Consider the following 26,528-nt stretch of genomic DNA (forward strand, 5'->3'; position numbering starts at 1 on the left):
ATGAAGAAATATAAAATAACGAGTGAAAAAAAAGAATATAATGGTGTTACTTTATATAGAATTAAAAGAGTGTATACGGATAGTCCAGGCGGATGGATAGAAAATGAAAGTAATTTAAGCAGAGATGATAACTGTTTTATTTTTGATAATGTTATGGTATTTGGTAATGCTAAAGTCACAGGTAATGCAATTATCAGGAATAATGTGAAGATCCACGGTAATGCAATAATTAAGGGAAATAGTAAAGTAAATGACAATGCAGAGATTTATGGTAATGCGTTAGTGGAAGATAATGTGACAATATCTGATTACGCTGTGATATATGATAATGCTGTTATTAAAGATAATGCTAAAGTATCAGGAGCGGCTATTGTTCGTGGTGATGCAATAGTTGAAAAAAACGGTTGGGTGACGGGTTATGCGACTATTGAGGGTAGTACGATTGTATCGGAAGATGGGTTTGTTAATAGCCAATCTGGCTCTTGGGATGATATTGATAGACTAAGAGCATTTTATATTTATATTAATAAATTTAATGAAACAGCGACTGCATATGTTAATGGTAGACATCAGGTGCCTATTACTATTTATATAGAAGCCTTAGATAAAAATGGTCGTTTCATAAAAATATCCAAAGAAGATATTTATAGAAATGTACATATAGTAAATGAAAAAAACCTTCCTATTATTAACAATAATAATATTTCTTTGTCTGATAAAGATAATGGGTTTGTATTTCCAAGCAGTCAAGAAGCAACACTGAACTCCACATATGCATCCACTTGTGTTATTTATCTTTCTGTTAATAAAGTGATAGACACCTTTAATGTATGCGCACAAACTCACATTAAAGGAAAAGAGTATACTACAGCCTTTAAAAATAATTACAGTGAATATTTAAACTATATCACTCTGGATGTCGCACCAAAAAAAATATTTACAGAGGCAGATGTAGATATAAATCCACTGGTAAATCCTAAAATAGAAAAAAATGTAGAAACATCAGGTGATGTCTTAACGAAATATTATCTAAGGTTTAACGGCAATAATAAAACGGTAACTAAGAGTGTAGAATGTGAAGAAAATAAATCTTTTCATTTTTATCAAAAAGGTCATTACCAGATAATTAGCACTTCGACTGATAATCATATTAAACAAATTCCATTAACGCCTTATTATTACACTAAGAAATTTCATTTTAAACCTGATACTTTAATTCCAGTCACATCAGAAAATAATGAGGATGGGTTATGTTTCTGGAGCTATAGTATAGAATATGGGAAAGCATTTACATCCAGCAGGGAAGATAAAGAAATGAATTGTATTATATATGATCAATATGGTAATGATCTTAAAGTATCAATTAAAGCAGATGAAAACAATAAATTAAAGTTTTATTTTGGGTCATAACTATTAAATAAAGAGGTCACTGATTATAAGTGACCTGATAAATTATAAGTCGCGTTTACCACCCCTGAATAGCACCACCTTTAAAAATAGTTTCAGCGGCTGTTGCCACTTCGGGGGATTGATAGGCTTTAATAAAATCTCGCACATTATCAGCGTCTTTGTTTTCTTCTCTTGTCACAATAATATTGGTGTAAGGTGAATTTTTATCCTCAATAAAAATACTGTCTTTGGTTGGCGATAAATTAATTTGTTGGATATAAGTTGTACTGATAATAGCGACAGTGACTTTGGGATCGTTTAAAACTCGTGGCAATTGCGCGCCTTCTAGCTCCATAATTTTAAGCTTAAGTGGATTATCAATAATGTCGATAGCTGTAGGTAATAAACCACTGTTTGGTTTGAGTGTAATCAGGTTTTCTTTATCTAATAATAGTAAGGCTCGACCTAAATTGGTGGGATCGTTAGGAACTGCAATGGTATCGCCTAATTTTAACTCAGAAGGATGTTTAATCTTAGTTGAATAGCCCGCCATAGGAAAAACAAACGTATTGCCCACTGCCACTAAATTGTAACCGCGAGATTGATTATCTTGAGCAAGAAAAGGGCGATGTTGAAAAACATTGGCATCAAGTTCTTTGTTTGCCGTGGGATCATTAGGTAATAATGAACCACTGAAACTCACCAATTCAACTTCTAAGCCATATTTTTCTTTTGCGACTTTTTTGGCGACTTCAGCCACATCTTGCTCAGCACCATTAATCACACCTACTTTGATTGAATAGCTGTTTTTATCGCTATTATCACAGCCTGTTAATAATGTTCCTGCTAATAATAGCGCGCTGAAAATCCTACCAGAAAAATGTAGTGGCATAATGCATTCCTATCAAAATTTATTTATTAATAAATAACTTAGAATCAGATGAATAGTCAATGAAATCGCATATGACAAATATTCACATGATATAATTTAATGATAAAAACAATATGAAAATGAGGTGTAGAGTAGAAAAGTAGATAAAGAAGGAATGGCAAGGTAATAGAATAAAAGGAATAAATAAAAATCCGAGCACTCAGGCTCGGATTTGAAGATAATAAATGCGGTATTATTATTTATTACTTTATTATTGCGCTTTCTTAAATAAAAGATGGCCCATTTTATCGGCTTTAGTATCAAGATAATGTGCATTACTTGGATTACGTCCGACGATCAAAGGAACGCGTTCGATAACATTAATGCCTGCAGCTTTCATGATTTCAATTTTCTTCGGATTATTGGTTAATAATCGCACTTCATGAACACCTAATAGATTATACATATCAGCACAAAGGGTAAAATCGCGTTCATCAGCTTTAAAACCTAACTCGAGGTTCGCTTCAACGGTATCTAATCCTTTATCTTGTAATGCATAAGCTCGTATTTTATTTAGCAACCCAATATTTCGGCCTTCTTGGCGATGATAAAGTAATACGCCACGACCTGTTTTGCTTATTTGTGAAAGTGCAGCTTCAAGTTGAAAACCACAATCACAACGTAGACTAAATAAAGCATCACCCGTTAAGCATTCTGAATGAATACGAGATAATACGGGCTCTGAGCCTGAAATATCGCCATAAACAAGGGCGACATGATCTTTTCCTGTTGCGATTTCTTCAAAACCCACCATTAAAAACTCACCAAAAGGAGTAGGTAGTTTTGCTTCTGCGATACGTCTTAATTTCATTATTTTTGACTCATAATTTCAGGTGAAACTCTCGTTCAAGATTATACACTTTATAACGAGAACAAAGAGAAATAAAACACTGAAATGCTTCCATGTCTAATAGGCAAGGAAATGGGATTACACACACTTATAAATTCACACCACTACAAATTATCAGATTTTATGCCTTCTTGCATAATGATTTATTGCTAAACTTGCATCGTTTATACTGATCATCTTTGGCTGTGATCGGAAGATAACATGTGTATTTACAAAGGGGCGATATATTGGATAAGCAAATAACAAAGTTGATTCTGTTAGGTAGTGTGTTGCTCTTAGTCATACCAAGTGTTGTATTGCTATTGGGTTGGAAATGGCAACCGACTGATCATCCTTTAGGCGGTATAAGCACATTATGGATAGCAGATAGTGCAGCAAAACCTTGGGGCGCTGTGACGATGATTGTTTTTTTCGTGTTGCTCTTTAGGATCTTAAAATTAAAAAGTAGCCACTTTATTCAATTAGCTGTGATAATTATTGCTACATTATCTATTGGACAACTCATTAAAGTTGCGGTTAAAAATACAGTAAAAGAGCCTCGCCCTTATGTTGTTTGGGTTAGTGAAAGTTTGCACATGAATTCTGAGGCATTTTATCAAGTACCAAGATCTGAGCGAGAGCAATTACTTCAAAATGGCTTAGCTAATTCACCAGTGATCCCTGAATGGCAACTGAAACATTGGAAAGCTGAAACAGGTTATGCTTTTCCATCTGGTCATAGTTTATTTTCGGCAACACTCGCATTATTTGTTTTTGTCCTTTTTATGTTGCGTCGTCATTATGTTTTAGCGTCACTCGGGTTATTATGGGGAATTGATGTCACAGTAGGGCGTATTGTATTAGGAATGCACTGGGCATCTGATGTGATTGTCGGTATTCTTATCAGCACAGTGCTGGTTTGGTGTGCATTTAAGGTGATTGAGCGACGTTTATTGCTCAAATCCTGACGATAACCCTTATTTTTGAGATACAGAATGTCTTTTTCGATATTTATGTGAAAAAATATACGAAAATCAGATGATTCTAAGAAATGACTTTCTTTGTGCGCAGTGAAAATGCTACCTTTATCTGTCTACTAAAGAAAAGAGAATAAAAAAGGAAATAACGTGAAAAAAGTCCTACTTTTTATTTTGGTTATTCTTGTTCTTGCCATCGTGGTGATTGCCATGACTTTAGGCACAAATAACGATCAGGTAGTCACATTTAATTACCTTATTGCTCAAGGTGAATATCGGATTTCTACCTTGTTAGCGACCTTGTTTGGTGGAGGTTTTATACTTGGCTGGATTGTCAGTGGTGTTTTTTATCTACGTGTACGTTTATCACTAGGTAGAGCGAAACGTAAAATAAAACGCCTTGAAAGCGCCCAAGCAAAACAAGAAAACCAAGAAAGTCGCCCAACGGTTGCTTCTGCTACGAAATAAGGACGATAGCTGATGCTAGAATTGCTGTTTCTGTTATTACCTGTCGCTGCGGCTTACGGCTGGTATATGGGGCGTCGTGGCGCTCAACAGGATAAACAGCAGAACGCCGATCGCCTGTCACGTGAATATGTGGCGGGTGTAAACTTTTTACTTTCTGATCAGCAAGATAAAGCGGTTGATCTTTTCCTCGAAATGCTTAAAGAAGATAGTTCTGCTTTTGAAGCCCATCTTACTTTAGGTAATCTTTTTCGCTCTCGTGGCGAAGTCGAGCGTGCTATTCGTATCCACCAATCATTAATGGAAAGTGCCGCACTTTCCTTTGATCAACGTCTACTCGCTGTTCAACAGTTAGGTCGTGACTATGTAGCGGCTGGTGTTTACGATCGTGCTGAGAATATGTTTCAGCAACTTATTGATGAACAAGAATTTCGTCAAAGCGCACTGCAGTCTTTACTCGCGATTTACCAGTTAACTAGCGATTGGGGAAAAGCCATAGAGACGGCTGAAAAATTGGTTAAATTAGGTCAGCATGAATTAAAAGAACAAATTTCACATTTTTATTGTGAATTGGCACTTCAAGAAATGAGCAGTGATAATCTTGATAGCGCGCTTAGTTTGTTGCAAAAAGCAGGGCAAATGGATCCCCTCTGCGCTCGTGTTTCAATTATGTATGGTCGTATCTATATTGCTCGTGATGATAAACAAAAAGCTATCGATGTTTTAATGAAAGTGATTGAGCAAGATAAAGAGATGGTCAGTGAAACCTTGCCTATGCTTTTTGAATGTTTCCAGGCTCAAAACGATACTTCTCGTTGGGAAACCTATTTACGTCAATGTGTGGATAGTAATTGTGGTGCGATCGCAGAGCTTTACCTTGCGGATATTATTGAAGCTAAAGAAGGTATTGAAGCGGCTCAGTTATATATTAATCGTCAATTAGAGCGTCATCCCACAATGCGTCTGTTCTATCGTTTAATGCGTTACCATTTAGCTGAAGCAGAAGAAGGACGTGCCAAAGAGAGTCTTATCTTATTGCGCTATATGGTAGGTGAACAAATTCGCACGAAACCCGATTATCGTTGCCATAAATGTGGTTTTACTTCTCATGCATTATATTGGCATTGTCCATCCTGTCGTTCATGGGATACCGTTAAACCTATTCGCGGTTTAGATGGTCAGTGACGATGTCACTTTTTTAATAGTCTCTCTATAAATAAAGGCCCTAAAATGTCATTTCATTGTGATAAAAAATCGCCCGAGCTTACCTGCGCGCCCGTTATTGTGGCACTAGACTATGAAGACCAAAAAAGTGCATTAGATTTTGCACAGCGTATCGATCCCTCATCTTGTCGTTTAAAAATTGGTAAAGAAATGTTTACCCGTTTTGGACCTCAATTTGTGACTCAATTACAAAAAGAAGGGTTTGATATTTTCTTAGATTTAAAATTTCATGATATTCCCAATACCGTTGCAAGAGCTGTCGCCGCGGCTGCTGATTTAGGTGTATGGATGGTTAATGTCCATGCGAGTGGTGGAAGTCGTATGATGCGAGCAGCTAAAGAGAGTCTTGCTGTATTTGGTAAAGATGCACCACTTTTAACGGCGGTGACGGTACTGACCAGCATGGATCAATCTGATTTAATTGAATTGGGAATAACATTGACACCTGCAGAACAGGCAGAACGTTTAGCGTTACTGACAAAATCTTGTGGTCTTGATGGTGTCGTCTGCTCTGCACATGAAGCAACGCGTTTTAAACAGGTTTGTGGTGACGATTTCTTATTAGTCACGCCGGGGATCCGTCCAGCAGGAAGTGATGTTGGCGATCAGCGTCGCGTAATGACACCAGAGCAAGCTATTGCAGCCGGTGTTGATTATATGGTGATTGGACGTCCAATTACACGTAGTGATGATCCACTAGAAACGTTGCAACAAATTAATCGTTCTATACAAGGTATGTAATTAACATGGATAATAACTCTCGTTTGGTTTATTCCACAGATACGGGGCGCATAAAAGAAGAAGAACAAAAGCCAACTCGTCCTGCTGGTGATGGTATTGTACGTATTCAGCGCCAAACTAGTGGCCGTAAAGGCAAAGGCGTTTGCGTTGTTTCAGGTATTGATCTTGATGATGCAGAGTTAACTAAACTCGCAGCTGAGCTGAAGAAAAAATGCGGCTGTGGCGGTAGTGTTAAAGACGGTTTAATTGAAATTCAAGGTGATAAACGTGATTTAATTAAATCACTATTAGAAGCCAAAGGAATGAAAGTTAAGCTTGCTGGTGGTTGATTTCACGAGCTAGCAATGAAATGAATAATGGTGCGCTGATTTTTTATTGAGATCAGCGCATTTTTTATTGTTATGAATAGATGTGTTTTTAAAGGTATTTTATGAAAGCGTATTTAATGGCAGTTGTACTGTTATATTCTTCTGTGCTTTTTGCAGAAAACAAGATTGAGAACGTGGTTGTTCATGATAAATATTGCTCTTCACCAGAACAAACTATGGATGAAGTCTTTGAGAATGGGGCACTAACATATTGTGCTTATGCCGGGCTTTCAATTGTAGATGCATATAAAAAATATGTTAATGAGCATGATGAAGATTATCTCGTAAAAACCATTAAGGTGAATAACAACATCCAAAAAGAGTATTTAAAAGACAGTGTTTCTGTTGATTATAAATGGGAAAATTCGAAGAAATTAATGATAGAACAGCAGTTTGCAGGTGGTTTTACGGAACTTGTATTAGAAGAAGATACGACAGGCACTAAAATTACCATTACAGGCCATCCTGATTAATTTTGACTAAAATAGCGAGTTTATAAGTAAAATTATAGGTGACACTGTCACCTTTTTTATGTTTGATTCTATTCTTTTTCATCGATTCTTAGATATTTTACTGGCACTGAACGTGTTAGCCAAACACCGTTATCTGCTTGATAAAATTCAAAACCTTCACTAAACATTTTTCCACTATCTACGCTTAAAACAATGGATTTTCCATGACGATTGCCGACATTCACTGCTGTTTTATAATCTTGTGAAAGATGAACATATTGACGACCATTAGGTATTAAACCTTGTTTAAAAATACTATCGATAAAGCGAGTTGCTGTACCGTGAAAAAGTATTTTAGGGGGAGTAATCGCTGGGTAGTCAATAGTGGTTTTAAGGGAGTGGCCTTGAACGGCGCGGATAAAAAGGCCATCTTCTGAAATAGCAAAACGTTTTTTATCATTGGTTTTTACAACGTCTTTAATTAATTTAAGAGTGAGCGGTGTTCCATTTTTCTGTGCTAATAGGATTAATTTTGATATTTCACCCCATCCTTGCTCATCCAATGTTAAACCGATACTTTCAGGGGCATGACGTAAGATATAGCTTAAAAAACGACTAATTTGTACTTTGTCTTTCATTGAGTTAATCCATTTATTCGTTATTAAATTTATGATGCGAAAAAAATCACCTATGCATCATAAAAACATTTCCTTTTTTAAGGTTTTCTTTTATCGCTAGGTTTGACTAGACATTAAAGATATAAAAAAGCTGATAATTCTAAGTGAACTATCAGCTCTATTGTACACCGATTTAAGTCTTATTAGATAGGACGAGCAACGATATTACGTGTTTCTAGTTTTACATCTTCAATGCGAACAGGAATGATATCATTAAGTTTATAAGCTGTTTCGCCTTTCACAATGACGGTGCCTGTTTCTTGGCTACATTGGATTTCATCACGTACGGCATGTAAGAATGGCGCAGGAATAAAGGCAACCGCACCATTTTCAACGAGACGAACACGAACACCACCACGAGTAATATCGATAATTTCTGCATTAAATGGTGTTTCAGTGCCTGCAAAAGGTTTTAAGAAACGTGCATATAACCAATCACCCACATCACGCTCCGCCATACGGTTAGCTCGACGACGCTCCGCAATACGAATACCATCTTCTTCTTGTGGTTTCTCAGCGCTTTCTTTGCTGATAATCGCTTTGAGCAAACGGTGATTTAAAATATCACTGTACTTACGGATTGGTGAAGTCCATGTCGCATAAGCGTCTAACCCTAAACCAAAGTGAGGTCCAGGCTCTGCTTTGATTTCAGCAAAGTTTTGGAAGCGACGAATACGACTATCAAGGAATTGATTTGGCTGATTATCGAGTTCACGACGCAATTGGCAGAAACCTTCGAGTGTTAATAAACGTTCAGACGTCGTTTCAATCCCGTTATCTTTTAAGGTTTGTACAACTTGATCGATATAAAGTGGATCAAAACCGGTATGAACGTTGTAAACGCCAAAACCTAAGTTTTTCGCCAATACTTTTGCGGCACAGATATTGGCAGTGATCATTGCTTCTTCAACAATGCGGTTTGCGATACGGCGTTTTTCAGCAACGATATCTAAAACATTGCCACTATCATCAAGAATAAAACGGTAATCAGGACGTTCTTTAAAGACCAGAGCATGTTTTTCACGCCATTCATGACGTTTTTCACACATCTCTTTTAATAGCATGACTTGCTTATGAACCATCTCATTTTCAGGTTGCCATTGTGAATTTTCATCTTCTAACCAATCTGAAATGTTGTCATAAACCAGCTTAGCTTTTGATTCTACCCAGGCAGAGTAGAAGTGAATATCTTCAAGTAAACTACCATCTTCAGTGATATTGACTTGGCAAACTAATGCAGGGCGTTTTTCATTAGGGCGTAATGAGCAGAGATTATCTGACAGTTCGCGAGGTAACATCGGGATATTAAATCCCGGTAGATAATTAGTGAGCGCGCGTTGTGCAGCAATTTTATCTAATTCACTGTTTGGCAGAATATAAGCCGTTGGATCGGCGATGGCGATAAATAACGTTAATTGACCGTTCTCTTCTTTACGAATAAAGAGCGCGTCATCCATATCTTCTGTTGATGCACTGTCGATAGTGACAAAGGAGAGAGAAGTCAGATCTTCGCGAGGTAAAACGTCATGTAATGTTAGCGCTTCGTTCCCCATTTCAGGCGCATCACGTTCAAGTTGATGACGCATTAAGGTCACCCACCACGGCGCGAAGTGATCATCTTTATCCGTGATATAGTCGGTTATTTCTGCCTGAAATCCTTTATCACCTTTATTAAGTGGGTGTCGACGCATTACGGCAACAGCCCAATCTTGATCAACAAAGCTATGTGTTAAGCCTTGAGCTGGACGGCAAGGAATAGCATCTTTTAAAAGAGGGTGATCTGGGATTATCCACAGACGATTATCACCTTCTTTTTTCTGAATACGACCGACAAAACGCGTTAAGAAAGGTTCGACTAATTCTTCAGGCTCAACCGATTCTTTATCGCCATTGGTATGAACGGCAGCAATAACTCGGTCGCCATGCATGACTTTTTTCATTTGCGGAGGGGGAATAAAATAGCTTTTCTGACCATCAACTTCAAGGAAGCCAAAGCCTTTATCTGTTCCCTTTACAAGGCCTTCCACGCGCGGTGTCTGGGCATGGAGTTGCTGTTTTAGCTGTGCAAGCAGCGGATTGTCTTGAAACATATTTTTCCGGAAAGTCGGCAGTTTTAATAATAAAAAGTGGGCAATAGTTTTATTCGATTGTGTGTAGTGACGCAAGTAATATTGCATCAGAAAAACAGACAAATCGGTAAAAAATTATTCAGGATCTGTTTTTTCTTTAAATTCACAAAGATCTTCAATAATACAAGAGCCACACCGTGGTTTTCGTGCAATACAGGTATAACGACCATGAAGAATAAGCCAATGGTGACAATCAACTTTAAATTCTGCCGGAACAACCTTTAAGAGTTTTTGTTCGACTTCATTGACATTCTTACCAGGGGCGAACCCTGTGCGATTACTCACTCTAAAGATATGTGTATCGACAGCGATGGTTGGCCAGCCAAATGCGGTGTTTAAAACAACATTGGCAGTTTTACGACCGACGCCAGGTAAGGCTTCGAGTGCTTCTCTGTTTTCAGGAACTTCACTGTTATGCTTATCGACTAAAATTTGACATGTTTTAATGACATTTTCAGCTTTAGTATTATATAGACCAATGGTTTTAATGTATTTCTTAAGACCATCGACGCCTAAAGTCAACATTGCTTGTGGTGTGTTGGCAACAGGGTAGAGTTTAGCTGTTGCCTTATTAACACTCACATCGGTGGCTTGTGCAGAGAGTAATACGGAGATCAATAGTTCAAACGGAGAGTCAAATTTTAGCTCTGTCGTTGGTTGCGGATTGTTATCACGCAACCGAGTTAGAATTTCAATACGTTTTGCTTGATTCATTATGCTCACAAATTAGTTTTTAACAATATGACTACCACAGCCTTGTGCTTTTTCGTAAGTTTTCGTTGTCGAAGCGCTGCGTTTTTTCTGTCTTTCATCAATGAGGTATTTTGCTGCTAGCATAAAGCCTAAACCGATAAAAGCACCCGGTGGTAAAATGGCAAGCAAGAAAGGAGAGTCTAAATGTACTATCTCAATTCTTAATACTCGTGCCCATTCACCTAATAGCAAATCAGCCCCGTCAAATAATGTCCCGTTACCTAACACTTCACGTATAGCACCTAAAACAAAGAGTGCGGCAGTTGCACCTAATCCCATTGCTAGACCATCAATAGCAGAAGGAAAAACTTCATTTTTAGCGGCAAAAGCTTCAGCACGACCAATAACAATACAGTTAGTGACGATCAAGGGAATGAAGATCCCTAAAGATTGATATAAGCCATAGGCGTATGCGTTGATCAGTAATTGCACAGCACTGACGACTGACGCAATTATCATAACATAAATTGGGATACGAATTTCAGAGGGAACCCAACGACGTAAGCTAGAAACGGCGACATTGGTGCAAAATAGGACTAATGTTGTCGCAATACCTAAGCCTAAGGCGTTTGTTGCTGTTGAGGAAACAGCAAGTAAAGGGCACAACCCAAGTAATTGCACTAAAGCCGAGTTATTTTTCCATAATCCTTGAGAAAAGAGCTCTTTAATTGAGTTCATATTAATTTGCCTCACAGACAGAGAGTGTATCGAGTTTCTCTGGTAAAGATTGTATTAACCATGCAGTACGCTTTGATGAGTTGACAACAGCGCGAGGGGTGATCGTCGCACCCGTAAATTGATCAAAATCTCCGCCATCTTTTTTTACTGCCCAGTGCGGATCGTTTTCACTGGAAATGAATTTATTACTCAGTGTTGTGATCCAATCCGAAATACGTGTTTCAATTTTATCTCCCAACCCTGGCGTCTCATTATGAGCCGTTACACGTACCCCAAGGACATTGCCTTTAAAGTCGGCGCCCACAAGAAGTTCAATGGCACCTGAATAGCCATCAGGTGCAGTAGATTCTAACGCAGCAGCAACAGGTTTACCGTCTAAACGGGCAACATACAGTTTATGGGGCTTGGTATTACCTAATTCAGGCGCCGTAAGAAGATAGCAATCTTTGGAAAGTGAATTGTTATACATTGCTTGGGGGATCACTTGATCTAATAGTTTTTGTTTCTCTAAAGCCACTTGTTCTGCGATGGTATTTTCTGTGAGGTGATAGACCACAGCAGTTAAACCCGTCGTACAAGCTGCAAAGATAGCTAATGTGAGTCCATGGCGTTTTAAGATTTCGATCATCATTTTCTCCTTGGTATTAATGCCCGTAAACACGAGGGCGTGTATAGCTATCAATAAGAGGTACAGCGATATTGGCAAGTAATACAGAGAAAGCGACGGCATCGGGATATCCGCCATAAACACGAATAATCCAAACTAATAAACCAATCATTCCCGCATAAATTAAACGGCCTTTAGGCGTTGTTGAGGCACTAACCGGATCAGTAGCAATAAAAAATGCGCCTAACATGGTGGCTCCAGAGAAAATCTGTAATAGCGGTTGTGAGTAACGTGTGGGATCAATACCCCAGCTAATAACCGAACAGAGCGCTAATACAGAAATCATCGCAACAGGGATATGCCAGCTAATAATGCGTTTATAGAGCAGGATTAATCCACCAAATAAATAAGCTACATTCACCCATTGCCAACCAATACCGGCAAATTCACCTTGTAAAATAGGAGTCGCTAAGACTTCATCAATAGGATGAGTGAGTAAGCCAGTTTTAAAGCTATCAAGCGGTGTTGCTTGTGTAATGCCATCAACAGAGCGTCTTAAATCTTCAAGTGTTACGCCAGATGATGTTTGCCCTGTAAAGAAGATACTTAAACTATCCATGACATTATAAGAGACAGCTTGTAGTTCAACAGGGGGCATCCAAGATGTCATTTGTACGGGGAAAGAGATCAGTAAAACCACATACCCCACCATAGCAGGGTTAAATGGATTTTGTCCTAAGCCACCATAAATATGTTTTGCGATAACAATGGCGACGAAAGTACCTAAAACAATGATCCACCACGGGGCTAAAGGCGGAATACTAATGGCAAGCAATACACCCGTTAACAGCGCTGAATTGTCTTTTAGGTAAAGTAAGGGATCTTCTTTTTTGAGCTTTACGCAGAGTGTTTCAGTGACAAGAGCCACGATAATCGCTAACACAATTTGGTAAATAGTGCCTAAACCAAAGAAATAGATTTGGCTTAAGATCCCCGGTAGTGCGGCTAATGTTACCCATAGCATCACTTGGCTGGTGGATTGTTGGTTATGCGTAAAAGGTGAACTCGCAATTTTTAATTTACTATTGTTATTTTGTATTGGTCTGAATTTCATCTGTGATTAATCCAAGGTAACTTCTTCTTTAGCTCGACGTTGTTCGGCTTCTTTTTTTGCTTTTACTCTGGCAATGGCGGCAGCGACAGCAGCTTTACGTGGATCGATATCTTCCGCTTCAACATCTTGAGCTGGCGCTTCTGCGGTTGGTGCTTGAGAAGCTTGCTGAGCTTCTTTTTTTGCTTTTACTCTGGCAATGGCGGCAGCAACAGCAGCTTTACGTGGGTCGACTTCTTCCGTTTTAGCATCTTGAGCTGGTGCTTCTGCGGTTGGTGCTTGAAAAGCCTGTTGAGCTTCTTTTTTCGCTTTTACTCTGGCAATGGCGGCAGCAACAGCAGCTTTACGTGGATCGACATCTTCCGCTTCAACATCTTGAGCTGGTGCTTCTGCGGTTGGTGCTTGAGAAGCTTGCTGAGCTTCTTTTTTCGCTTTTACTCTGGCAATGGCGGCAGCAACAGCAGCTTTACGTGGATCCGCATCTTCGCGCTCACTCGCTATATTTTCACTTGATGTTTCTTGTGCTTTTTGCTGTGCTAATTTAGCGGCTTGTTTTGCTCTGACTTCTTCTTTACGTTTTTTACGTGCGGCAATAGCGGCTGCGTTATCAGGCTCTTCGCCCGCTTTAACAGAAATAATTTTGCCGATACTTTGTTTCGCTTTTACACGAGAAAGTGCAGATTGAACTTCACCGTGATCTTCATCATTAAGTTTTACAGCAGCACGTTGATGTCTTGCTTCGCGTTCAAGTTTTTCACGCTCCATACGTATTTTCTTAGCTTCAAAACGTGCTTTTGCTTCAGTTGCGCGTTTTGCTTCCGCATCAATTTCACGGATTTCTGCTTTTTCTTGGCGATAGTATTGAACTAGCGGAATATTACTAGGGCAAACAAATGCACAAGCACCGCATTCAATACAATCAAATAAATTATGTTGTTGTGCTTTTTCATGCTCTTTACCTTTACTAAACCAGTAAAGTTGTTGAGGTAATAAACCACTAGGGCAAGCATCTACACAATGACCACAACGGATACAGGCTTCTTCAAGGTTATCTGTATCCATCTCTTCAATTGAAGGGATAAGTAGGCAGTTGGTTATCTTAACAACAGGGGCATTTAAGTCTGGTAAGGTAAAGCCCATTAATGGCCCCCCCATAATCACCATTTGTTCAGAGCCTGCTACAAAACCCGCTTGTTTTAGCAATGAGTAAATAGGTGTCCCTAAACGAGTCCAAAAATTACCCGGTGTTTTCGCACCGTTTCCAGTGACAGTGACAACACGTTCAATTAATGGCTCATCATCAATAATGGCACGTTTGATGGCGACAACCGTCCCCACATTTTGCATTAACACGCCGATATCAGATGAACGCCCCCCTGATGGTACTTCTTTACCCGTTAAGATTTTAGTGAGTTGTTTAGCGCCCCCTGATGGGTATTTTGTTGGGATCACACGAATGAAAATACGTTTCTCATCAGGTACTGCACTTAAAGCGTGTTTTAATGACTCAATAGCTTCAGGTTTATTATCTTCAATACCAATTAGCACCTCATCCGGAGAGATAAGGTGAATTAAGACCTGACACCCAGCAATCACTTCATCAGCATGCTCTTGCATTAATCGATCGTCTGCTGTGATATAAGGTTCACATTCAGCCGCATTGATGATGAGTGTTTTTACAAGGTCGCCACCCCCTTTTAATTTTGATGCAGTTGGGAACCCTGCACCGCCTAATCCCGCAATACCGGCTTCATGAATACGGTTAAGTAACGTATCTCTGCTTTCCAATTGGTAATTAATGATAGGGGATTTTTTTCGCCATTCATCTTTGCCATCAGATTGAATTCTTACTGCAATTTCAGGTAATCCAGAAGGGTGAGCACTTGGAAAAGGTTCTATTGCCGTTACCATACCAGAGATAGAGGCATGTACAGGTAATGTTCTACCAATCCCTTTTGTTAAGGGCTGGCCTTTTAATACATGGTCACCTACGTTGACACAAAGTTGACCTGGTACACCTAAGTGTTGATGAATAGGGATAATTACTTTTTCTGGTAATTGCGCTATACGCATCGGTGTACGGCTTGACTGTAATTTCATTTCAGGAGGATGAATACCGCCTTTAAAATCCCAGATTTTATCTTTTTTAAATAACGAAAAGAGATTAAACATGAGCATTATCCTCCGTCTTTAAGGACGGTTCATCTTCAGGTGTTTCTTCTGGTTCTGCCGGAATGTTTTTTACAGGGATTGTATTTAAATCCCATTTCCAGTTTGAGGTGGTCACTTTGACAGGAACTAACGTTATACAATCAGTAGGGCAAGGAGGAACACATAAGTCACATCCCGTACATAAGTCTTCAATAACGGTGTGCATAGCGCGTGTTGCGCCCACAATGGCATCAACTGGGCACGCTTGAATACACTTGGTGCATCCTATGCAATTATCTTCATCAATTACGGCGACTTTTCTAATTGGGTTCAATGCTTCTTCGTCACCCTCTAGTGGCTGAGGGTCAACACCCATCAATTCCGCTATTTTTAACATCACTTGTTCGCCACCTGGCGCACAACGGTTAATCATCTCACCATTGTTTGCAACAGCATCGGCATAAGGACGACACCCAGGATGGCCACATTGTCCGCATTGGCTTTGCGGTAATATTGCGTCAATTTTTTCGACAATAGGATCTTCTTCCACTTTAAAACGACGTGAGGAATATCCCAAAATTAGCCCGAAGATAAGACCTAGTGCACCCAGTACACCAATTGCTATCCATAAAGAATTCATTACAGTTTCACCAAACCACTAAAACCCATAAAGGCGAGAGACATTAAACCAGCAGTAATTAAACCAATTGAAGCACCTTTAAAGGGTGCCGGTACGTTGGCAACGGCTAAGCGTTCTCGAATAGCGGCAAATAATACCATGACAAGAGAAAAACCAACGGCTGCACCAAAGCCATAAACGGCAGATTGCATAAACGTGTGGGCTTGATTGATATTTAATAATGCCACACCTAATACGGCACAGTTTGTGGTAATTAAAGGTAAGAAGATCCCTAATAAACGATAGAGTGTTGGGCTTGTTTTTCTTACGACCATTTCAGTGAATTGTACAACTACTGCAATAACTAAAATAAAGCTGAGTGTGCGTAAATAAAGTAAGTCCAAAGGGACTAAAATAAAACTATCCATCAGCCAAGAACTAATCGAGGCAATGGTCATAACAAAGGTTGTCGCAAATCCCATACCAATCGCAGTTTCTAATTTTTTTGATACACCCATAAATGGGCATAATCCAAGGAATTTGACGAGTACAAAGTTATTCACCAATACGGTGCCGACGAATAGAAGTAAGTAATCAGTCATTGTTATGCCAAAATTGTTAAACAGAGAAACAAAAAGCCTCCTGAAATAAAGAGGCTAAACAAGCGTATATAATATCAAGGGTAAAGGTGTGAAGTTATCGAACTTGTGTGAAAGTTTCACGAACACGTTTAGAGTACTTGATATAAGGCACAAAGCAGGCAGTCGAGAAAACAGACCATAGAAGAGATTGTAATGCGGTTTGGTCGTCAACAGGCGCAAAGCCAAAGCTCTTAATGGCTAAGAGTAAGTTGATAAGCAACCAAAAAACAAATAGGCGTGGAAAGTTTTTAGCACGATAAAAAAATTGTCGGAGTAGATAAAGCGTAAAGCTAAACATTACCCACGTTGTTAACGCAGAAAGATACCAACTTGATATCAAATGAAAAGGAAGCTGGTGGAGGATCGAAAAGTCTGAAAAATATTTAATAACATAGAGAACAGACATCAACCCAGAACCAATAACTGACAAGATCATATAAGCCAATGGCGCAAGCAACCACCCTGTAATAGGCGCTTTTCCTGAAAGGTTATTCTGTGTGTTTGCGTTGAGATCACATTTCATTAATTAATTATTCCTACTCGTATGTATAGAACTAAACGGGATATTATCACAAACTTTGTTATTATTTATTTAGCTACAAAAGTGAAAGTGATTTTTGTTAATAAAAAAACAGATAAAAATAGGATAGGGTTATGGCAATTAAACTCAATGTTGGAATTATCGGGTATGGGTATGCAAGTAAAACCTTTCATGCTCCGCTAATAACAACAACCGAAGGCTTAAATCTTAGTGCAATTTCAAGCTCAGATGAAAATAAAGTTAAACAAGATTTTCCGCACATAACGATTTATGCAGACCCTCAAGATCTTATTAATGATCCCTCAATAGACTTAATCATTATTCCAACACCGAATAATACTCACTATTCACTGGCTTCACAGGCTTTGGGAAAAGGTAAACATGTTATTGTTGATAAACCATTTACCCTGACACTGGAAGAAGCTGAAAAATTGACTCAGCAAGCAACAGATGCTGGTAAGCTTCTTTCCGTCTTTCATAATCGCCGTTGGGATTCTGGTTTCTTAACCGTTAAAAAGCTTTTAGCAGATAAAACCTTGGGAGAGATCAGCGCATATGAAGCGCATTTTGACCGTTTTCGTCCGACTGTACGTCAACGTTGGCGAGAAGATGCAGGGATTGGAGGGGGGCTCTGGTATGATCTCGCGCCTCATGTTCTTGACCAAGCGATTTGCCTATTTGGGGAACCCAAAGCGATTACTGCTGATATTGCTCAATTACGCCCTAATGCAAAAAATGCCGATTACTTTCATGCATTACTAGAATATGACAATCTCAGAGTTGTTCTTCATGCTTCTATGTTAGTCGCGTCTCCAACACCTATTTTTGCTATTCATGGGACAAAAGGAAGTTATGTTAAGTATGGTTTAGATACGCAAGAAGATGCCTTAAAAGCCGGTTATCGCCCTAATCAAACTTATAATTGGGGAATGGATAATAGTGATGGTGAATTAACAATACTATCAGAGTCTGGGGAGTTAGAAACAACCACACTCGCGACACTTTCGGGTAATTATCCTGCTTACTATCAACAAATTTATCGCGCAATTACATTGGGTGAAGAAAATCCCGTTACACCAATACAAGCAACAGCCATTATGCGTTTGATTGAAGCTGGCGAAATATCTAATCGTTTAAAGCAAACTATTACGTTATAGGCAGAAGGGAGCGCTAAATCTAATGTCTTGGTGGCAAAAACTAAAACTTGACCCTTTTCTCATGATTATGATTTGTGTGGTGACGCTAGCAACATTACTGCCCGCACAAGGTGATATCAAAGTTCTATTCCAATATCTTACGACGGCTGCAATAGCATTGCTGTTCTTCTTGCATGGTGCAAAGCTGTCTAGAGAGGCAATACTGGCAGGGCTTGGGCATTGGCGTTTACATCTTACTGTATTTGCCAGTACTTTTATTCTTTTCCCTATTTTGGGACTCGGATTACAAGTTATTGTGCCTGAATGGATGTCTCCAACGGTTTATATGGGGTTCTTATATCTTTGTGCGCTACCCGCAACCGTTCAATCAGCTATTGCTTTTACTTCTGTTGCTGGCGGAAATGTCGCTGCTGCTATTTGTAGTGCATCTGCATCCAGTATTCTTGGTGTTTTTCTTTCACCGGTATTAGTCGGTTTTTTAATGCAAACGCAAGGTTCAGCCAATGATTTTGATACAGCAGGGGCGATCCAATCAATTTTATTGCAACTCATGGTACCTTTTATTATTGGTCACTTATCACGCCCTTTAATTGGTCGCTGGGTCGATAAGCATAAAAAATTAGTTAATAGAACAGATCGTTCTTCTATTTTGCTGGTGGTTTATGTGGCATTTAGTGAGGCGGTTGTGGAAGGGATTTGGCATAAAATTGACGGTTGGTCGCTATTAATGATTGCCGTAGTGAGTTGTATTCTATTAGCAATTGTTATTTTTGTGAACGTGTACAGTGCAAGATTGCTTGGTTTTAATAAAGAAGATGAAATCACGATTGTTTTTTGTGGTTCTAAAAAGAGCTTAGCAAATGGTGTACCTATGGCGAATGTGTTATTTCCTGCTGCCACTGTTGGGATAATGTTATTACCATTAATGATCTTCCATCAGATCCAGTTAATGGTTTGTGCTGTGTTAGCACAACGCTACGCTAATCAGGCTAAAGAAGCGGGTAAGAAATAACGTATTTAAGCTGGTGGATAATCAATAATATTAATCAAATATTGATAATAAAATAAATAAGAAAAGCATCGATTTAATTTTTATCGGTGCTTTTTTATTTGCTATGATAATCATGACTTTTATTATTTTCTTTTTCGTCTGTCAATAAAGAAGATTGAGATTTAAATGGAAGCGGTAGGCCGAATAAAAAATAAATTAAGAAAACAAATCCCATATTTAAATAGTCGGATTTATTATTTTTCACATCAATCTTTAATTCACAGTCGATGGGTTCTAGCTGATCGTTAATGGTATATTTACCTTGGTAAAGTTCATTGAGTATTGCCTGTGCTTGCGTAAATTCTTTATAGTTAACGAGTAATTTTACCCCTCCAGTCGCTTGAGCATACACTTGGTTATTCCAAACAATATTTTCATCTAAAAGGAGCACATCAATACCTTCTGATTGAAGAAGACCCGCTTCAATAGAGGCATCAAGTGGCGATAGATATTGTGCTAATAATATATATTGACCTCTTGTCGGATGGATATTCCACATAGCTTTTCCTTAATGTTCAAATAACGCTTTGAAATTAATTTTAGTCTAAAAGTTATTAATAATTCCATCCATTTTCAATAAATAAAAAAACCACCTGATAAACAGATGGTTTTAATCCAAAAACGATGAAAATTTAACGTGAGCTTACTTTCTTTATTAATGCATCACGTTCTGTTTGGCTAATAAATGCCATTCTTAAACCGTTAATTTGCGTTTGGCGGATTTGCTCCTGTGTTAATCCAGCAGCAGGTGCTGCAACGGTATATTCGTGTTTTAGCTCAATACCTTCAACCGCAGGATCATCGGTGTTAAGAGAGGCAATAATGCCATGCTCTAAAAATGTTTTTAAAGGGTGCTCTGCTAACGTATTGATAGTACTGGTTTGAATATTCGACGTTAAGCAAGACTCAATCCCAATTTGATGCTCGGCAAGGTAGTCCATTAAACGAGGATCTTCAATGGCTTTAACACCATGACCAATGCGACTAGCACCTAATTCTTTAATTGCATGCCAAATACTTTCTGCACCCGCTGCTTCACCAGCATGAACCGTAATATTCCAGCCAGTATCACGAGCACGATTAAAATGAGGTTGGAATAAATGACCTGGGAAACCCAATTCATCACCAGCTAAATCAAGTGCTGTAATTTTATCTTGATGTTTTAGTAAGCCATTTAATTCTTGTTGGCAGGCGTCTTCACCAAAGGTACGGCTTAGAATGCCGATTAAACGAATGTCTACATCGTGTGATTGCAGTGCGCTTTGTACACCATCAACAATCGCTTCCACGACACCTTCAACCGGTAATTGATGTTTCATTGCCATATAATAAGGCGAGAATCGCAGTTCAGCGTAATCGATACCTGCATTAACGACATCCACCACGTTTTCATAAGCAACACGATGGCATGCGTCTAAATCTGCTAAAACCGCTACACCCCAATCTAATTTTTGTAAAAAGCTAACAAGACTTGGCTCATTTTTTGTAATTTGTACATGAGGGCGCAATGCTTCTAATTCATAAGCGGGAAGCGCAATATTATGTTGCTTTGCTAGCTCTAAAATAGTTTGAGGGCGAATATTACCATCTAAATGGCGATGTAAGTCGGTTAAAGGCAACTGTGTGTCAATCACGTGTTATTTTCCTTTTTAATAGAAATAATGAAAATCTATCGTTTATAGTGATTTTCTTATAATCGGGTAAATATAAATGAGTTGCAGATTATTATGACTGATTTTTATTTTGTTCACTAATAAATAAACTTAAATTGGTTATTTTTAAAACTAAAAATACAGTTTTTTCTTGTTTTTAAGTTAAAAAACAAAAAATAGAAAAAAGAACTGTTTATTTATTAACTACAATATTCAATGTAATTGAAGTGTATTATCAAGCAAATTGATACATTAAATATTACGTTTAAAAAAGCTTTATCATCATAATTGAAATATTCTATCAATTATTTTGATAGGTTTGCGGAGGAAGGGGGGGTGAAAAAGATCTGAAATATCATTTTGTTATAATTTTATTTAACAGTTGGCTTATTTATCCAAGATGAAAATGCGTAGATAAAAATGAAAAAACTATTTTTATAAAACTAACAAAGTTTGTTTGTACTTAAATTTATTTATAAAAATAAAACTAAAAAATAGAATATCTCTTTTATTAAATGAGGAATAAAGAATAGGGAATTAACGTCATAATAGGTTGCTGTCCAATAGATATATTCAACTGAATGCCATTATTTGCATAATGATTTTTAATAAATATCTAATTATTTAAAATTAAGGAATATAAACATGAATGAGAATTCTGATTTTGGTTTTGAAAAAACAAATAATAAAGTACAGCACTCATTAATATCCCAAATACTTCCACCTTCATCTGCAAACAATCTTACTTATGGATCACAAGTGGTTACTGGTGATGGTGTAATTGCGTTGGATTTAGTTGTCGTGATTGATACCAGTGGTTCAATGGCTGATGAATCGTCAGACTTAAGTAAAGAAGTGGATGACGCAATACAAGCTGCACTTGAAAAATGCCCATCAAAACTGAGAGTCACCTTTTTAGGTATAGAAGGGACATGGGAAGAGACTAAATTTGATCAATCAGTCAGTGACTATTTAAAAGCACTAGGAGTTCCTGAAAGTCGCTTACAGGCAAGAAAACCCTTTAAAGAGGCTGATGGACGTGATCATGCAGGTAATAGAGAGGATTTATGTCGTGCAGTGATTGACTTAAGTCAGTATTTTGATTGGCGTGATGGTGCTCGTCGCGCTATTTTTGTGCTGGGTGATGAAGGGATGGAAGGAGGCGGTGGTGTTCTTACAAATGAGGCGGTTAGAAAAAATGATGAAGCGATCGCTGTGGCTCAAAATGAAAAAGTTAAAGTGTACACTTATCAAGGAACGCCTGACGATAAGATAACGAATTTAGATCGTTTTCCAAGTATTGCTGATAGAGATAGTATTACAAAAGAATATGAGCGCTTAGCGAAACAGACAGGCGGGCGTTCATATATATATACGACCGGGATTGCACAGTTCTCATTAGTATTACAAGAAATACTCTGTGATAGCTTGACGTTACCGAACATTCCTAAGCCGAATAAAAAAGCACCTGACTGTAATCAGGTGTGTGCACAGCTCAGTTCTATTATTTCAACAGTAAATACGCTTGCCGAAATAATTAATAAAGTCATTGATTCTTGTTGTAAAGAAGAGGGAAACAATCATCATATTCCAACTAAAGACTGCGATTGTTAATTAAAAACAATGCTAAAAAAATACCCCATTGTGTTATTCACAGATGGGGTATTTATTTATTGCTTTAACGAACAACTTATCGTTCTAACAAAAGATTAATTATTGAGCTTGTGCGGGTTGCTCAGGAATTAAAATGTCTTGCTCTTCGATAATTGCTGGATCTTCAGTCATCTCTTCTTGATAACCTTCTTCTGAATAGTCAGAATCATCGTAATCGTAAGATGATGCACCCATACCAAATAACATCGCTGCTAAACCTAACATTTGAGGCGCTTGGGTCACTTCCATAAACTCATCAAAAGTATAAGTTTTACCATTCATAGTAAACTTATCAGCGGCATAGTTCAGTTTCATACTTAATGCTTTACTATCTTGTGCAAGTAACATCAGAGGTAATGCATCTTTCTCGTCTTGAGAAATTTGATTAATATTTTGCTGTAACTCTGTTTTTAACTGTTCAATATCCGCAGCAGTTGCTGCTTCAATTTCTTTTTTCTCTTCATCTGTTAATGCGGTTTCTTGGTAACGAGCCGCATCAAGATATTGAGTGGTGTTGCGGAATTCAGCTAACATTGGAAGAGATAAATCAATATTGAAATCGATGTTTTTAAACAGAGAGTTAAATAACTCGGCAGGTGATTTCTCTTCATTTTCTAATACTTTAACGTTAAACGCATTTAAGTCTAAGTTAAAGGTTAGCTTGCTTGCACCGCTTTTATTTGTTAAAGAAGCTTCATCAATACGGAAAACTAAGCCTTTTTCCAGAACATCACGAACGGCTTGTTCAACGATTTCTGAATTGTCAAAATGTTTTTTATTCCATGGTAATAATGAGTTGTTATAAACTTTGGTTAATAACAACATGGCATCAGGATCTGCTTTATCAATTGAATAGCCAAATTTACCTGCACCAAATTCGAGTCCTCCAACATTCAGTGACTTAAAGTAATAAACTTGAGAAATGTTAAAGAGTTTATCTTTGATATCACTTTTTGTTGTCAGAGATAAATCTTTTAGTGAGAAATCAGATGCTTTGTCTTTGCTGGTATGTGCAATTTCAGCAAAATTTAACAATTGTTCATTAAATAGGTACTGATCGTTATTAACTTTCGTTCCAACAATAGAGCCAGAGATATTTTTAATTGTGAAGGTTTCATCATTATCTTTAGTCACAACAACTTGATCACCGTTAATTTTGGTTGCAAAGTTTGTTGCATCTTTGTCTGATGAGAACTCAACAGTGATAGGTGTCGTTTTAACCGTACCACCGTTTTCAGCAAAATCGATAGAGTTTAGTGTTGCGGTACCGGATACTGAACCATCGAACGCTAAAGAGGCGTGATTATTAAAAATAGATTTTTCTTTAGTCAGTTTGAATAACTCTTTTGTTGAGTTGTTCTCAACCAATGTATTATTCATCGCTGCTAATTTTGGTGCCAGATTAAATTTAGCCAGATCAGAAAGAGGGAATGGACCATGGTCAATATCTGTAGAGAAGACAATTTCTTCTACTTTTTTGTCTTGGTCTGCATCACTAGCTTCTGGCGAAATCACGACAGCAAAGTCTGCATTAGAGGTGAAAACCCCTTTCTTATAGTCACGAATTTCAAGTTTAACATCAGCATCAAACTGTGCATTTTTAGCAAGTTGCGCCAATTGTTCATTCGCTAATTTCGTTTCTTCCTGTAAGCGACTTTCAATTTTGCTGCCCATGTACCACGACGCACCCGTCCAAACAACACCAAGTGCGACGATAACACCAACAGCGACAAGCGATTTCTTCATAATTCTAGTCCATCCTCTGTGTACATCTGGCGATGTACGTTATAAAGGCTGTTTTTGTAACCCTTAAACAACCCGTTAAATTAGTGATAAATTTAAATATAGACAATCCACATATATACATCGCCATCTATATTAACCGTAAATATAGATTTAGTGGAATAAAATCGCAATCAGAACTTACTTATTTAATCGCTAACATAATGAGTTTAAAGCAAAATGAATATGATTTATAAGATAATTTAACGCAAGATTAAAATTCTTTTTTCTTACTCATTTTTAGATTTAGACAATATTTAATTGTGATGTAATTCTATTTATGATGAATAATAAAGGCTCATAATAAGTATGGGTATAAATATGAAAGCTTAAATAATAGCATTGGCAATAAAATAGGGTTGCTAACTGTATTTTTCAAAAAAATCAACAGATTTCATTCTGTTATAAATTCCATAAGCTCGCTTTAGCTCTCATATTTATTATTCTGTTTATGGCATGATATTGGCATCCGAGTTATTTACTAGAAAATGATCCGGAATTAATCAATTATTCTGTGTACTTAAGGAGATTGAAATGGCAGCCACTCGCATTGAAAAAGACTCAATGGGGCAAATCGAAGTACCCGCTGACCAGTTATGGGGAGCTCAAACGCAGCGTTCTCTTGAACACTTCCGTATTTCAGTTGAAAAAATGCCTGTTGCACTTATCCACGCGCTTGCTATCACGAAGAAAGCCGCCGCGGGTGTTAACATGGATTTAGGTTTATTACCCAAAGAACGCGCTGATGCAATTATCGCCGCTGCAGATGAAGTGCTGGCAGGTAAACATCCAACTGAATTCCCATTAGCAATCTGGCAGACCGGTTCTGGCACTCAATCAAATATGAATATGAATGAAGTGTTAGCGAACCGTGGTAGTGAGATACTCGGTGGTATTCGTGGCATGGAACGCAAAATCCATCCGAACGACGATGTTAACAAAAGTCAGAGTTCAAATGATGTGTTCCCAACGGCCATGCATGTTGCTGCTGTTATTGCATTACGTCAGGATTTACTGCCAGAATTAAAATCATTATTGAAAGTATTCAAAGAGAAAGCAGAAGCTTTCCATGACATCGTTAAAATTGGTCGTACTCACCTGCAAGATGCGACACCGCTGACGTTAGGCCAAGAGATCTCTGGTTGGGCGGCTATGCTTGAGCACAACATCAAACATATCGATGATTCAATTCCTCATGTTTGTGAATTAGCGCTAGGGGGGACAGCTGTTGGGACAGGGCTAAATACCCATCCAGAGTATGCTGTTCGTGTTGCTAAACGTATCGCTGAATTATCAGGTCAGCCTTTTGTAACGGCGCCTAATAAATTTGAAGCATTAGCAACTTGTGATGCATTAGTCCATTCACATGGTGCCTTAAAAGGGTTGGCCGCATCATTAATGAAGATCGCTAACGACGTGCGTTGGTTAGCATCTGGTCCTCGTTGTGGTATTGGCGAAATCGCTATCCCAGAAAACGAACCAGGTAGTTCCATCATGCCAGGTAAAGTTAACCCAACACAATGTGAAGCATTAACAATGTTATGTGCTCAAGTTATGGGTAATGACGTTGCTATTAATATTGGTGGTGCATCAGGTAACTTTGAACTGAACGTTTATCGTCCAATGATCATTGATAACTTCTTACAATCAGTCCGCTTACTGGCTGATGGTATGCGTAGTTTCAATGAGCACTGTGCAATTGGTATTGAGCCAAATCGTGAACGTATCAATAAACTACTGCATGAATCATTAATGCTAGTGACGGCGCTAAATACTCATATCGGTTACGATAAAGCAGCTGAAATTGCGAAGAAAGCGCATAAAGAAGGCTTAACACTGAAAGAATCTGCACTGAAACTGAACTACCTGACATCGGAAGAATTCGATAGCTGGGTACGTCCAGAAGATATGGTTGGTAGCATGAAAAAATAAGTGTTAAATACACTTATT

General features: G+C 38.1%; 26 protein-coding genes. 11 read left to right on the forward strand and 15 right to left on the reverse strand.

The annotated features are described in order from the left end of the window. Nucleotides 1–1,410, forward strand: coding sequence for a transferase (locus SB028_RS08950; protein WP_069369232.1), 1,410 nt, complete (start codon nucleotides 1–3; stop codon nucleotides 1,408–1,410). A gap of 55 nt (nucleotides 1,411–1,465) precedes the next feature. On the opposite strand, the gene SB028_RS08955 is transcribed toward SB028_RS08950, so the two are convergent. After that, a complete protein-coding gene (locus tag SB028_RS08955; RefSeq protein ID WP_069369231.1) occupies nucleotides 1,466–2,281 on the reverse strand; it encodes a MetQ/NlpA family lipoprotein in 816 nt (271 codons plus the stop codon). A 250-nt stretch (nucleotides 2,282–2,531) separates the two neighbouring features. Beyond that, nucleotides 2,532–3,131: a GTP cyclohydrolase II gene (ribA, locus tag SB028_RS08960; protein ID WP_023582272.1), complete on the reverse strand. Its 600-nt coding sequence runs from the start codon at nucleotides 3,129–3,131 to the stop codon at nucleotides 2,532–2,534. Nucleotides 3,132–3,397: 266 nt separating this feature from the next. Here ribA and pgpB point away from each other — a divergent pair, with 266 nt between their 5' ends. The 6 genes from pgpB (at nucleotide 3,398) to SB028_RS08990 (ending at nucleotide 7,397) form a co-directional block, all read left to right on the forward strand. Beyond that, nucleotides 3,398–4,117, forward strand: coding sequence for a phosphatidylglycerophosphatase B (pgpB, locus tag SB028_RS08965; RefSeq protein ID WP_069369230.1), 720 nt, complete (start codon nucleotides 3,398–3,400; stop codon nucleotides 4,115–4,117). Nucleotides 4,118–4,336: 219 nt separating this feature from the next. Further along, the gene (locus SB028_RS08970; RefSeq protein WP_409565726.1) at nucleotides 4,337–4,594 is read left to right on the forward strand and encodes a LapA family protein; all 258 of its coding nucleotides are present in this window, start codon (nucleotides 4,337–4,339) and stop codon (nucleotides 4,592–4,594) included. 12 nt (nucleotides 4,595–4,606) lie between these two features. Next, nucleotides 4,607–5,776 (forward strand): lipopolysaccharide assembly protein LapB, encoded by a 1,170-nt coding sequence (gene lapB, locus SB028_RS08975; protein WP_069369228.1) that lies wholly within the window; start codon nucleotides 4,607–4,609, stop codon nucleotides 5,774–5,776. 45 nt (nucleotides 5,777–5,821) lie between these two features. Beyond that, on the forward strand, nucleotides 5,822–6,556 hold the full coding sequence (gene pyrF, locus SB028_RS08980; protein WP_069369227.1) for an orotidine-5'-phosphate decarboxylase: 735 nt from the start codon (nucleotides 5,822–5,824) through the stop codon (nucleotides 6,554–6,556). Nucleotides 6,557–6,561: 5 nt separating this feature from the next. Further along, nucleotides 6,562–6,885 carry a stress response translation initiation inhibitor YciH gene (gene yciH, locus SB028_RS08985; RefSeq protein ID WP_069369226.1) on the forward strand — a complete coding sequence of 108 codons (324 nt, stop codon included), beginning with the start codon at nucleotides 6,562–6,564 and terminating at the stop codon, nucleotides 6,883–6,885. Nucleotides 6,886–7,001: 116 nt separating this feature from the next. Further along, nucleotides 7,002–7,397, forward strand: coding sequence for a hypothetical protein (locus tag SB028_RS08990; RefSeq protein WP_139152006.1), 396 nt, complete (start codon nucleotides 7,002–7,004; stop codon nucleotides 7,395–7,397). A gap of 68 nt (nucleotides 7,398–7,465) precedes the next feature. Here the strand turns inward: SB028_RS08990 and SB028_RS08995 are convergent, their stop codons facing one another. The 10 genes from SB028_RS08995 to SB028_RS09040 all read right to left on the reverse strand — a co-directional run bounded on the left by SB028_RS08995 (nucleotide 7,466) and on the right by SB028_RS09040 (nucleotide 17,265). Continuing rightward, complete coding sequence (locus SB028_RS08995) at nucleotides 7,466–8,014, reverse strand: RNA 2'-phosphotransferase (RefSeq protein ID WP_248620636.1); 549 nt, start codon at nucleotides 8,012–8,014, stop codon at nucleotides 7,466–7,468. A gap of 182 nt (nucleotides 8,015–8,196) precedes the next feature. Continuing rightward, a complete protein-coding gene (locus SB028_RS09000; RefSeq protein WP_069369223.1) occupies nucleotides 8,197–10,143 on the reverse strand; it encodes an exoribonuclease II in 1,947 nt (648 codons plus the stop codon). 114 nt (nucleotides 10,144–10,257) lie between these two features. Beyond that, complete coding sequence (gene nth, locus SB028_RS09005) at nucleotides 10,258–10,896, reverse strand: endonuclease III (RefSeq protein ID WP_069369222.1); 639 nt, start codon at nucleotides 10,894–10,896, stop codon at nucleotides 10,258–10,260. A 12-nt stretch (nucleotides 10,897–10,908) separates the two neighbouring features. Beyond that, nucleotides 10,909–11,613 (reverse strand): electron transport complex subunit E, encoded by a 705-nt coding sequence (locus tag SB028_RS09010; RefSeq protein ID WP_069369221.1) that lies wholly within the window; start codon nucleotides 11,611–11,613, stop codon nucleotides 10,909–10,911. A gap of 1 nt (nucleotide 11,614) precedes the next feature. Beyond that, a complete protein-coding gene (rsxG, locus tag SB028_RS09015) occupies nucleotides 11,615–12,241 on the reverse strand; it encodes an electron transport complex subunit RsxG (RefSeq protein WP_069369220.1) in 627 nt (208 codons plus the stop codon). A gap of 16 nt (nucleotides 12,242–12,257) precedes the next feature. Next, entirely contained in the window at nucleotides 12,258–13,334 is a 1,077-nt protein-coding gene (gene rsxD, locus SB028_RS09020) for an electron transport complex subunit RsxD (RefSeq protein WP_069369219.1), read from the reverse strand. Between the two features lie 6 nt (nucleotides 13,335–13,340). Beyond that, nucleotides 13,341–15,503 (reverse strand): electron transport complex subunit RsxC, encoded by a 2,163-nt coding sequence (rsxC, locus tag SB028_RS09025; RefSeq protein WP_318860116.1) that lies wholly within the window; start codon nucleotides 15,501–15,503, stop codon nucleotides 13,341–13,343. After that, a complete protein-coding gene (gene rsxB, locus SB028_RS09030; RefSeq protein WP_069369218.1) occupies nucleotides 15,496–16,122 on the reverse strand; it encodes an electron transport complex subunit RsxB in 627 nt (208 codons plus the stop codon). Before rsxB ends, rsxC begins: the two co-directional genes overlap by 8 nt. Continuing rightward, a complete protein-coding gene (gene rsxA / locus SB028_RS09035; RefSeq protein ID WP_069369217.1) occupies nucleotides 16,122–16,703 on the reverse strand; it encodes an electron transport complex subunit RsxA in 582 nt (193 codons plus the stop codon). Before rsxA ends, rsxB begins: the two co-directional genes overlap by 1 nt. 94 nt (nucleotides 16,704–16,797) lie before the next feature. Continuing rightward, nucleotides 16,798–17,265 carry a DUF2569 domain-containing protein gene (locus SB028_RS09040; protein ID WP_069369216.1) on the reverse strand — a complete coding sequence of 156 codons (468 nt, stop codon included), beginning with the start codon at nucleotides 17,263–17,265 and terminating at the stop codon, nucleotides 16,798–16,800. 131 nt (nucleotides 17,266–17,396) lie between these two features. Between SB028_RS09040 and SB028_RS09045 the strand changes: the two genes are divergently transcribed. Further along, the gene (locus SB028_RS09045) at nucleotides 17,397–18,440 is read left to right on the forward strand and encodes an oxidoreductase (RefSeq protein ID WP_069369215.1); all 1,044 of its coding nucleotides are present in this window, start codon (nucleotides 17,397–17,399) and stop codon (nucleotides 18,438–18,440) included. 22 nt (nucleotides 18,441–18,462) lie between these two features. Then, on the forward strand, nucleotides 18,463–19,452 hold the full coding sequence (locus SB028_RS09050) for a bile acid:sodium symporter family protein (protein ID WP_069369214.1): 990 nt from the start codon (nucleotides 18,463–18,465) through the stop codon (nucleotides 19,450–19,452). Between the two features lie 94 nt (nucleotides 19,453–19,546). On the opposite strand, the gene SB028_RS09055 is transcribed toward SB028_RS09050, so the two are convergent. Further along, on the reverse strand, nucleotides 19,547–19,990 hold the full coding sequence (locus tag SB028_RS09055; protein ID WP_069369213.1) for a hypothetical protein: 444 nt from the start codon (nucleotides 19,988–19,990) through the stop codon (nucleotides 19,547–19,549). Between the two features lie 133 nt (nucleotides 19,991–20,123). Next, nucleotides 20,124–21,125, reverse strand: coding sequence for an adenosine deaminase (gene add, locus SB028_RS09060; protein WP_069369212.1), 1,002 nt, complete (start codon nucleotides 21,123–21,125; stop codon nucleotides 20,124–20,126). 663 nt (nucleotides 21,126–21,788) lie between these two features. On the opposite strand from add, the gene SB028_RS09065 reads away from it, so the two are divergent. Next, the gene (locus SB028_RS09065; RefSeq protein ID WP_128860533.1) at nucleotides 21,789–22,757 is read left to right on the forward strand and encodes a VWA domain-containing protein; all 969 of its coding nucleotides are present in this window, start codon (nucleotides 21,789–21,791) and stop codon (nucleotides 22,755–22,757) included. A gap of 99 nt (nucleotides 22,758–22,856) precedes the next feature. Here the strand turns inward: SB028_RS09065 and SB028_RS09070 are convergent, their stop codons facing one another. Continuing rightward, on the reverse strand, nucleotides 22,857–24,542 hold the full coding sequence (locus tag SB028_RS09070; RefSeq protein ID WP_069369211.1) for a YdgA family protein: 1,686 nt from the start codon (nucleotides 24,540–24,542) through the stop codon (nucleotides 22,857–22,859). A gap of 570 nt (nucleotides 24,543–25,112) precedes the next feature. Here SB028_RS09070 and fumC point away from each other — a divergent pair. Continuing rightward, nucleotides 25,113–26,510 carry a class II fumarate hydratase gene (fumC, locus tag SB028_RS09075; protein WP_069369210.1) on the forward strand — a complete coding sequence of 466 codons (1,398 nt, stop codon included), beginning with the start codon at nucleotides 25,113–25,115 and terminating at the stop codon, nucleotides 26,508–26,510. Nucleotides 26,511–26,528 lie beyond the last annotated feature (18 nt).

The organism is Proteus vulgaris (genome assembly GCF_033708015.1).
GTDB lineage: Bacteria > Pseudomonadota > Gammaproteobacteria > Enterobacterales > Enterobacteriaceae > Proteus.

Coding starts and splice junctions, on each gene's coding strand:
- SB028_RS08950 (WP_069369232.1), top strand. CDS start 1: ATGAAGAAATATAAAATAACGAGTGAAAAAAAAGAATATAATGGTGTT.
- SB028_RS08955 (WP_069369231.1), bottom strand. CDS start 2,281: ATGCCACTACATTTTTCTGGTAGGATTTTCAGCGCGCTATTATTAGCA.
- ribA (WP_023582272.1), bottom strand. CDS start 3,131: ATGAAATTAAGACGTATCGCAGAAGCAAAACTACCTACTCCTTTTGGT.
- SB028_RS08970 (WP_409565726.1), top strand. CDS start 4,337: ATGACTTTAGGCACAAATAACGATCAGGTAGTCACATTTAATTACCTT.
- lapB (WP_069369228.1), top strand. CDS start 4,607: ATGCTAGAATTGCTGTTTCTGTTATTACCTGTCGCTGCGGCTTACGGC.
- pyrF (WP_069369227.1), top strand. CDS start 5,822: ATGTCATTTCATTGTGATAAAAAATCGCCCGAGCTTACCTGCGCGCCC.
- yciH (WP_069369226.1), top strand. CDS start 6,562: ATGGATAATAACTCTCGTTTGGTTTATTCCACAGATACGGGGCGCATA.
- SB028_RS08990 (WP_139152006.1), top strand. CDS start 7,002: ATGGCAGTTGTACTGTTATATTCTTCTGTGCTTTTTGCAGAAAACAAG.
- SB028_RS08995 (WP_248620636.1), bottom strand. CDS start 8,014: ATGAAAGACAAAGTACAAATTAGTCGTTTTTTAAGCTATATCTTACGT.
- SB028_RS09000 (WP_069369223.1), bottom strand. CDS start 10,143: ATGTTTCAAGACAATCCGCTGCTTGCACAGCTAAAACAGCAACTCCAT.
- nth (WP_069369222.1), bottom strand. CDS start 10,896: ATGAATCAAGCAAAACGTATTGAAATTCTAACTCGGTTGCGTGATAAC.
- SB028_RS09010 (WP_069369221.1), bottom strand. CDS start 11,613: ATGAACTCAATTAAAGAGCTCTTTTCTCAAGGATTATGGAAAAATAAC.
- rsxG (WP_069369220.1), bottom strand. CDS start 12,241: ATGATCGAAATCTTAAAACGCCATGGACTCACATTAGCTATCTTTGCA.
- rsxD (WP_069369219.1), bottom strand. CDS start 13,334: ATGAAATTCAGACCAATACAAAATAACAATAGTAAATTAAAAATTGCG.
- rsxC (WP_318860116.1), bottom strand. CDS start 15,503: ATGTTTAATCTCTTTTCGTTATTTAAAAAAGATAAAATCTGGGATTTT.
- rsxB (WP_069369218.1), bottom strand. CDS start 16,122: ATGAATTCTTTATGGATAGCAATTGGTGTACTGGGTGCACTAGGTCTT.
- rsxA (WP_069369217.1), bottom strand. CDS start 16,703: ATGACTGATTACTTACTTCTATTCGTCGGCACCGTATTGGTGAATAAC.
- SB028_RS09040 (WP_069369216.1), bottom strand. CDS start 17,265: ATGAAATGTGATCTCAACGCAAACACACAGAATAACCTTTCAGGAAAA.
- SB028_RS09045 (WP_069369215.1), top strand. CDS start 17,397: ATGGCAATTAAACTCAATGTTGGAATTATCGGGTATGGGTATGCAAGT.
- SB028_RS09050 (WP_069369214.1), top strand. CDS start 18,463: ATGTCTTGGTGGCAAAAACTAAAACTTGACCCTTTTCTCATGATTATG.
- SB028_RS09055 (WP_069369213.1), bottom strand. CDS start 19,990: ATGTGGAATATCCATCCGACAAGAGGTCAATATATATTATTAGCACAA.
- SB028_RS09065 (WP_128860533.1), top strand. CDS start 21,789: ATGAATGAGAATTCTGATTTTGGTTTTGAAAAAACAAATAATAAAGTA.
- SB028_RS09070 (WP_069369211.1), bottom strand. CDS start 24,542: ATGAAGAAATCGCTTGTCGCTGTTGGTGTTATCGTCGCACTTGGTGTT.
- fumC (WP_069369210.1), top strand. CDS start 25,113: ATGGCAGCCACTCGCATTGAAAAAGACTCAATGGGGCAAATCGAAGTA.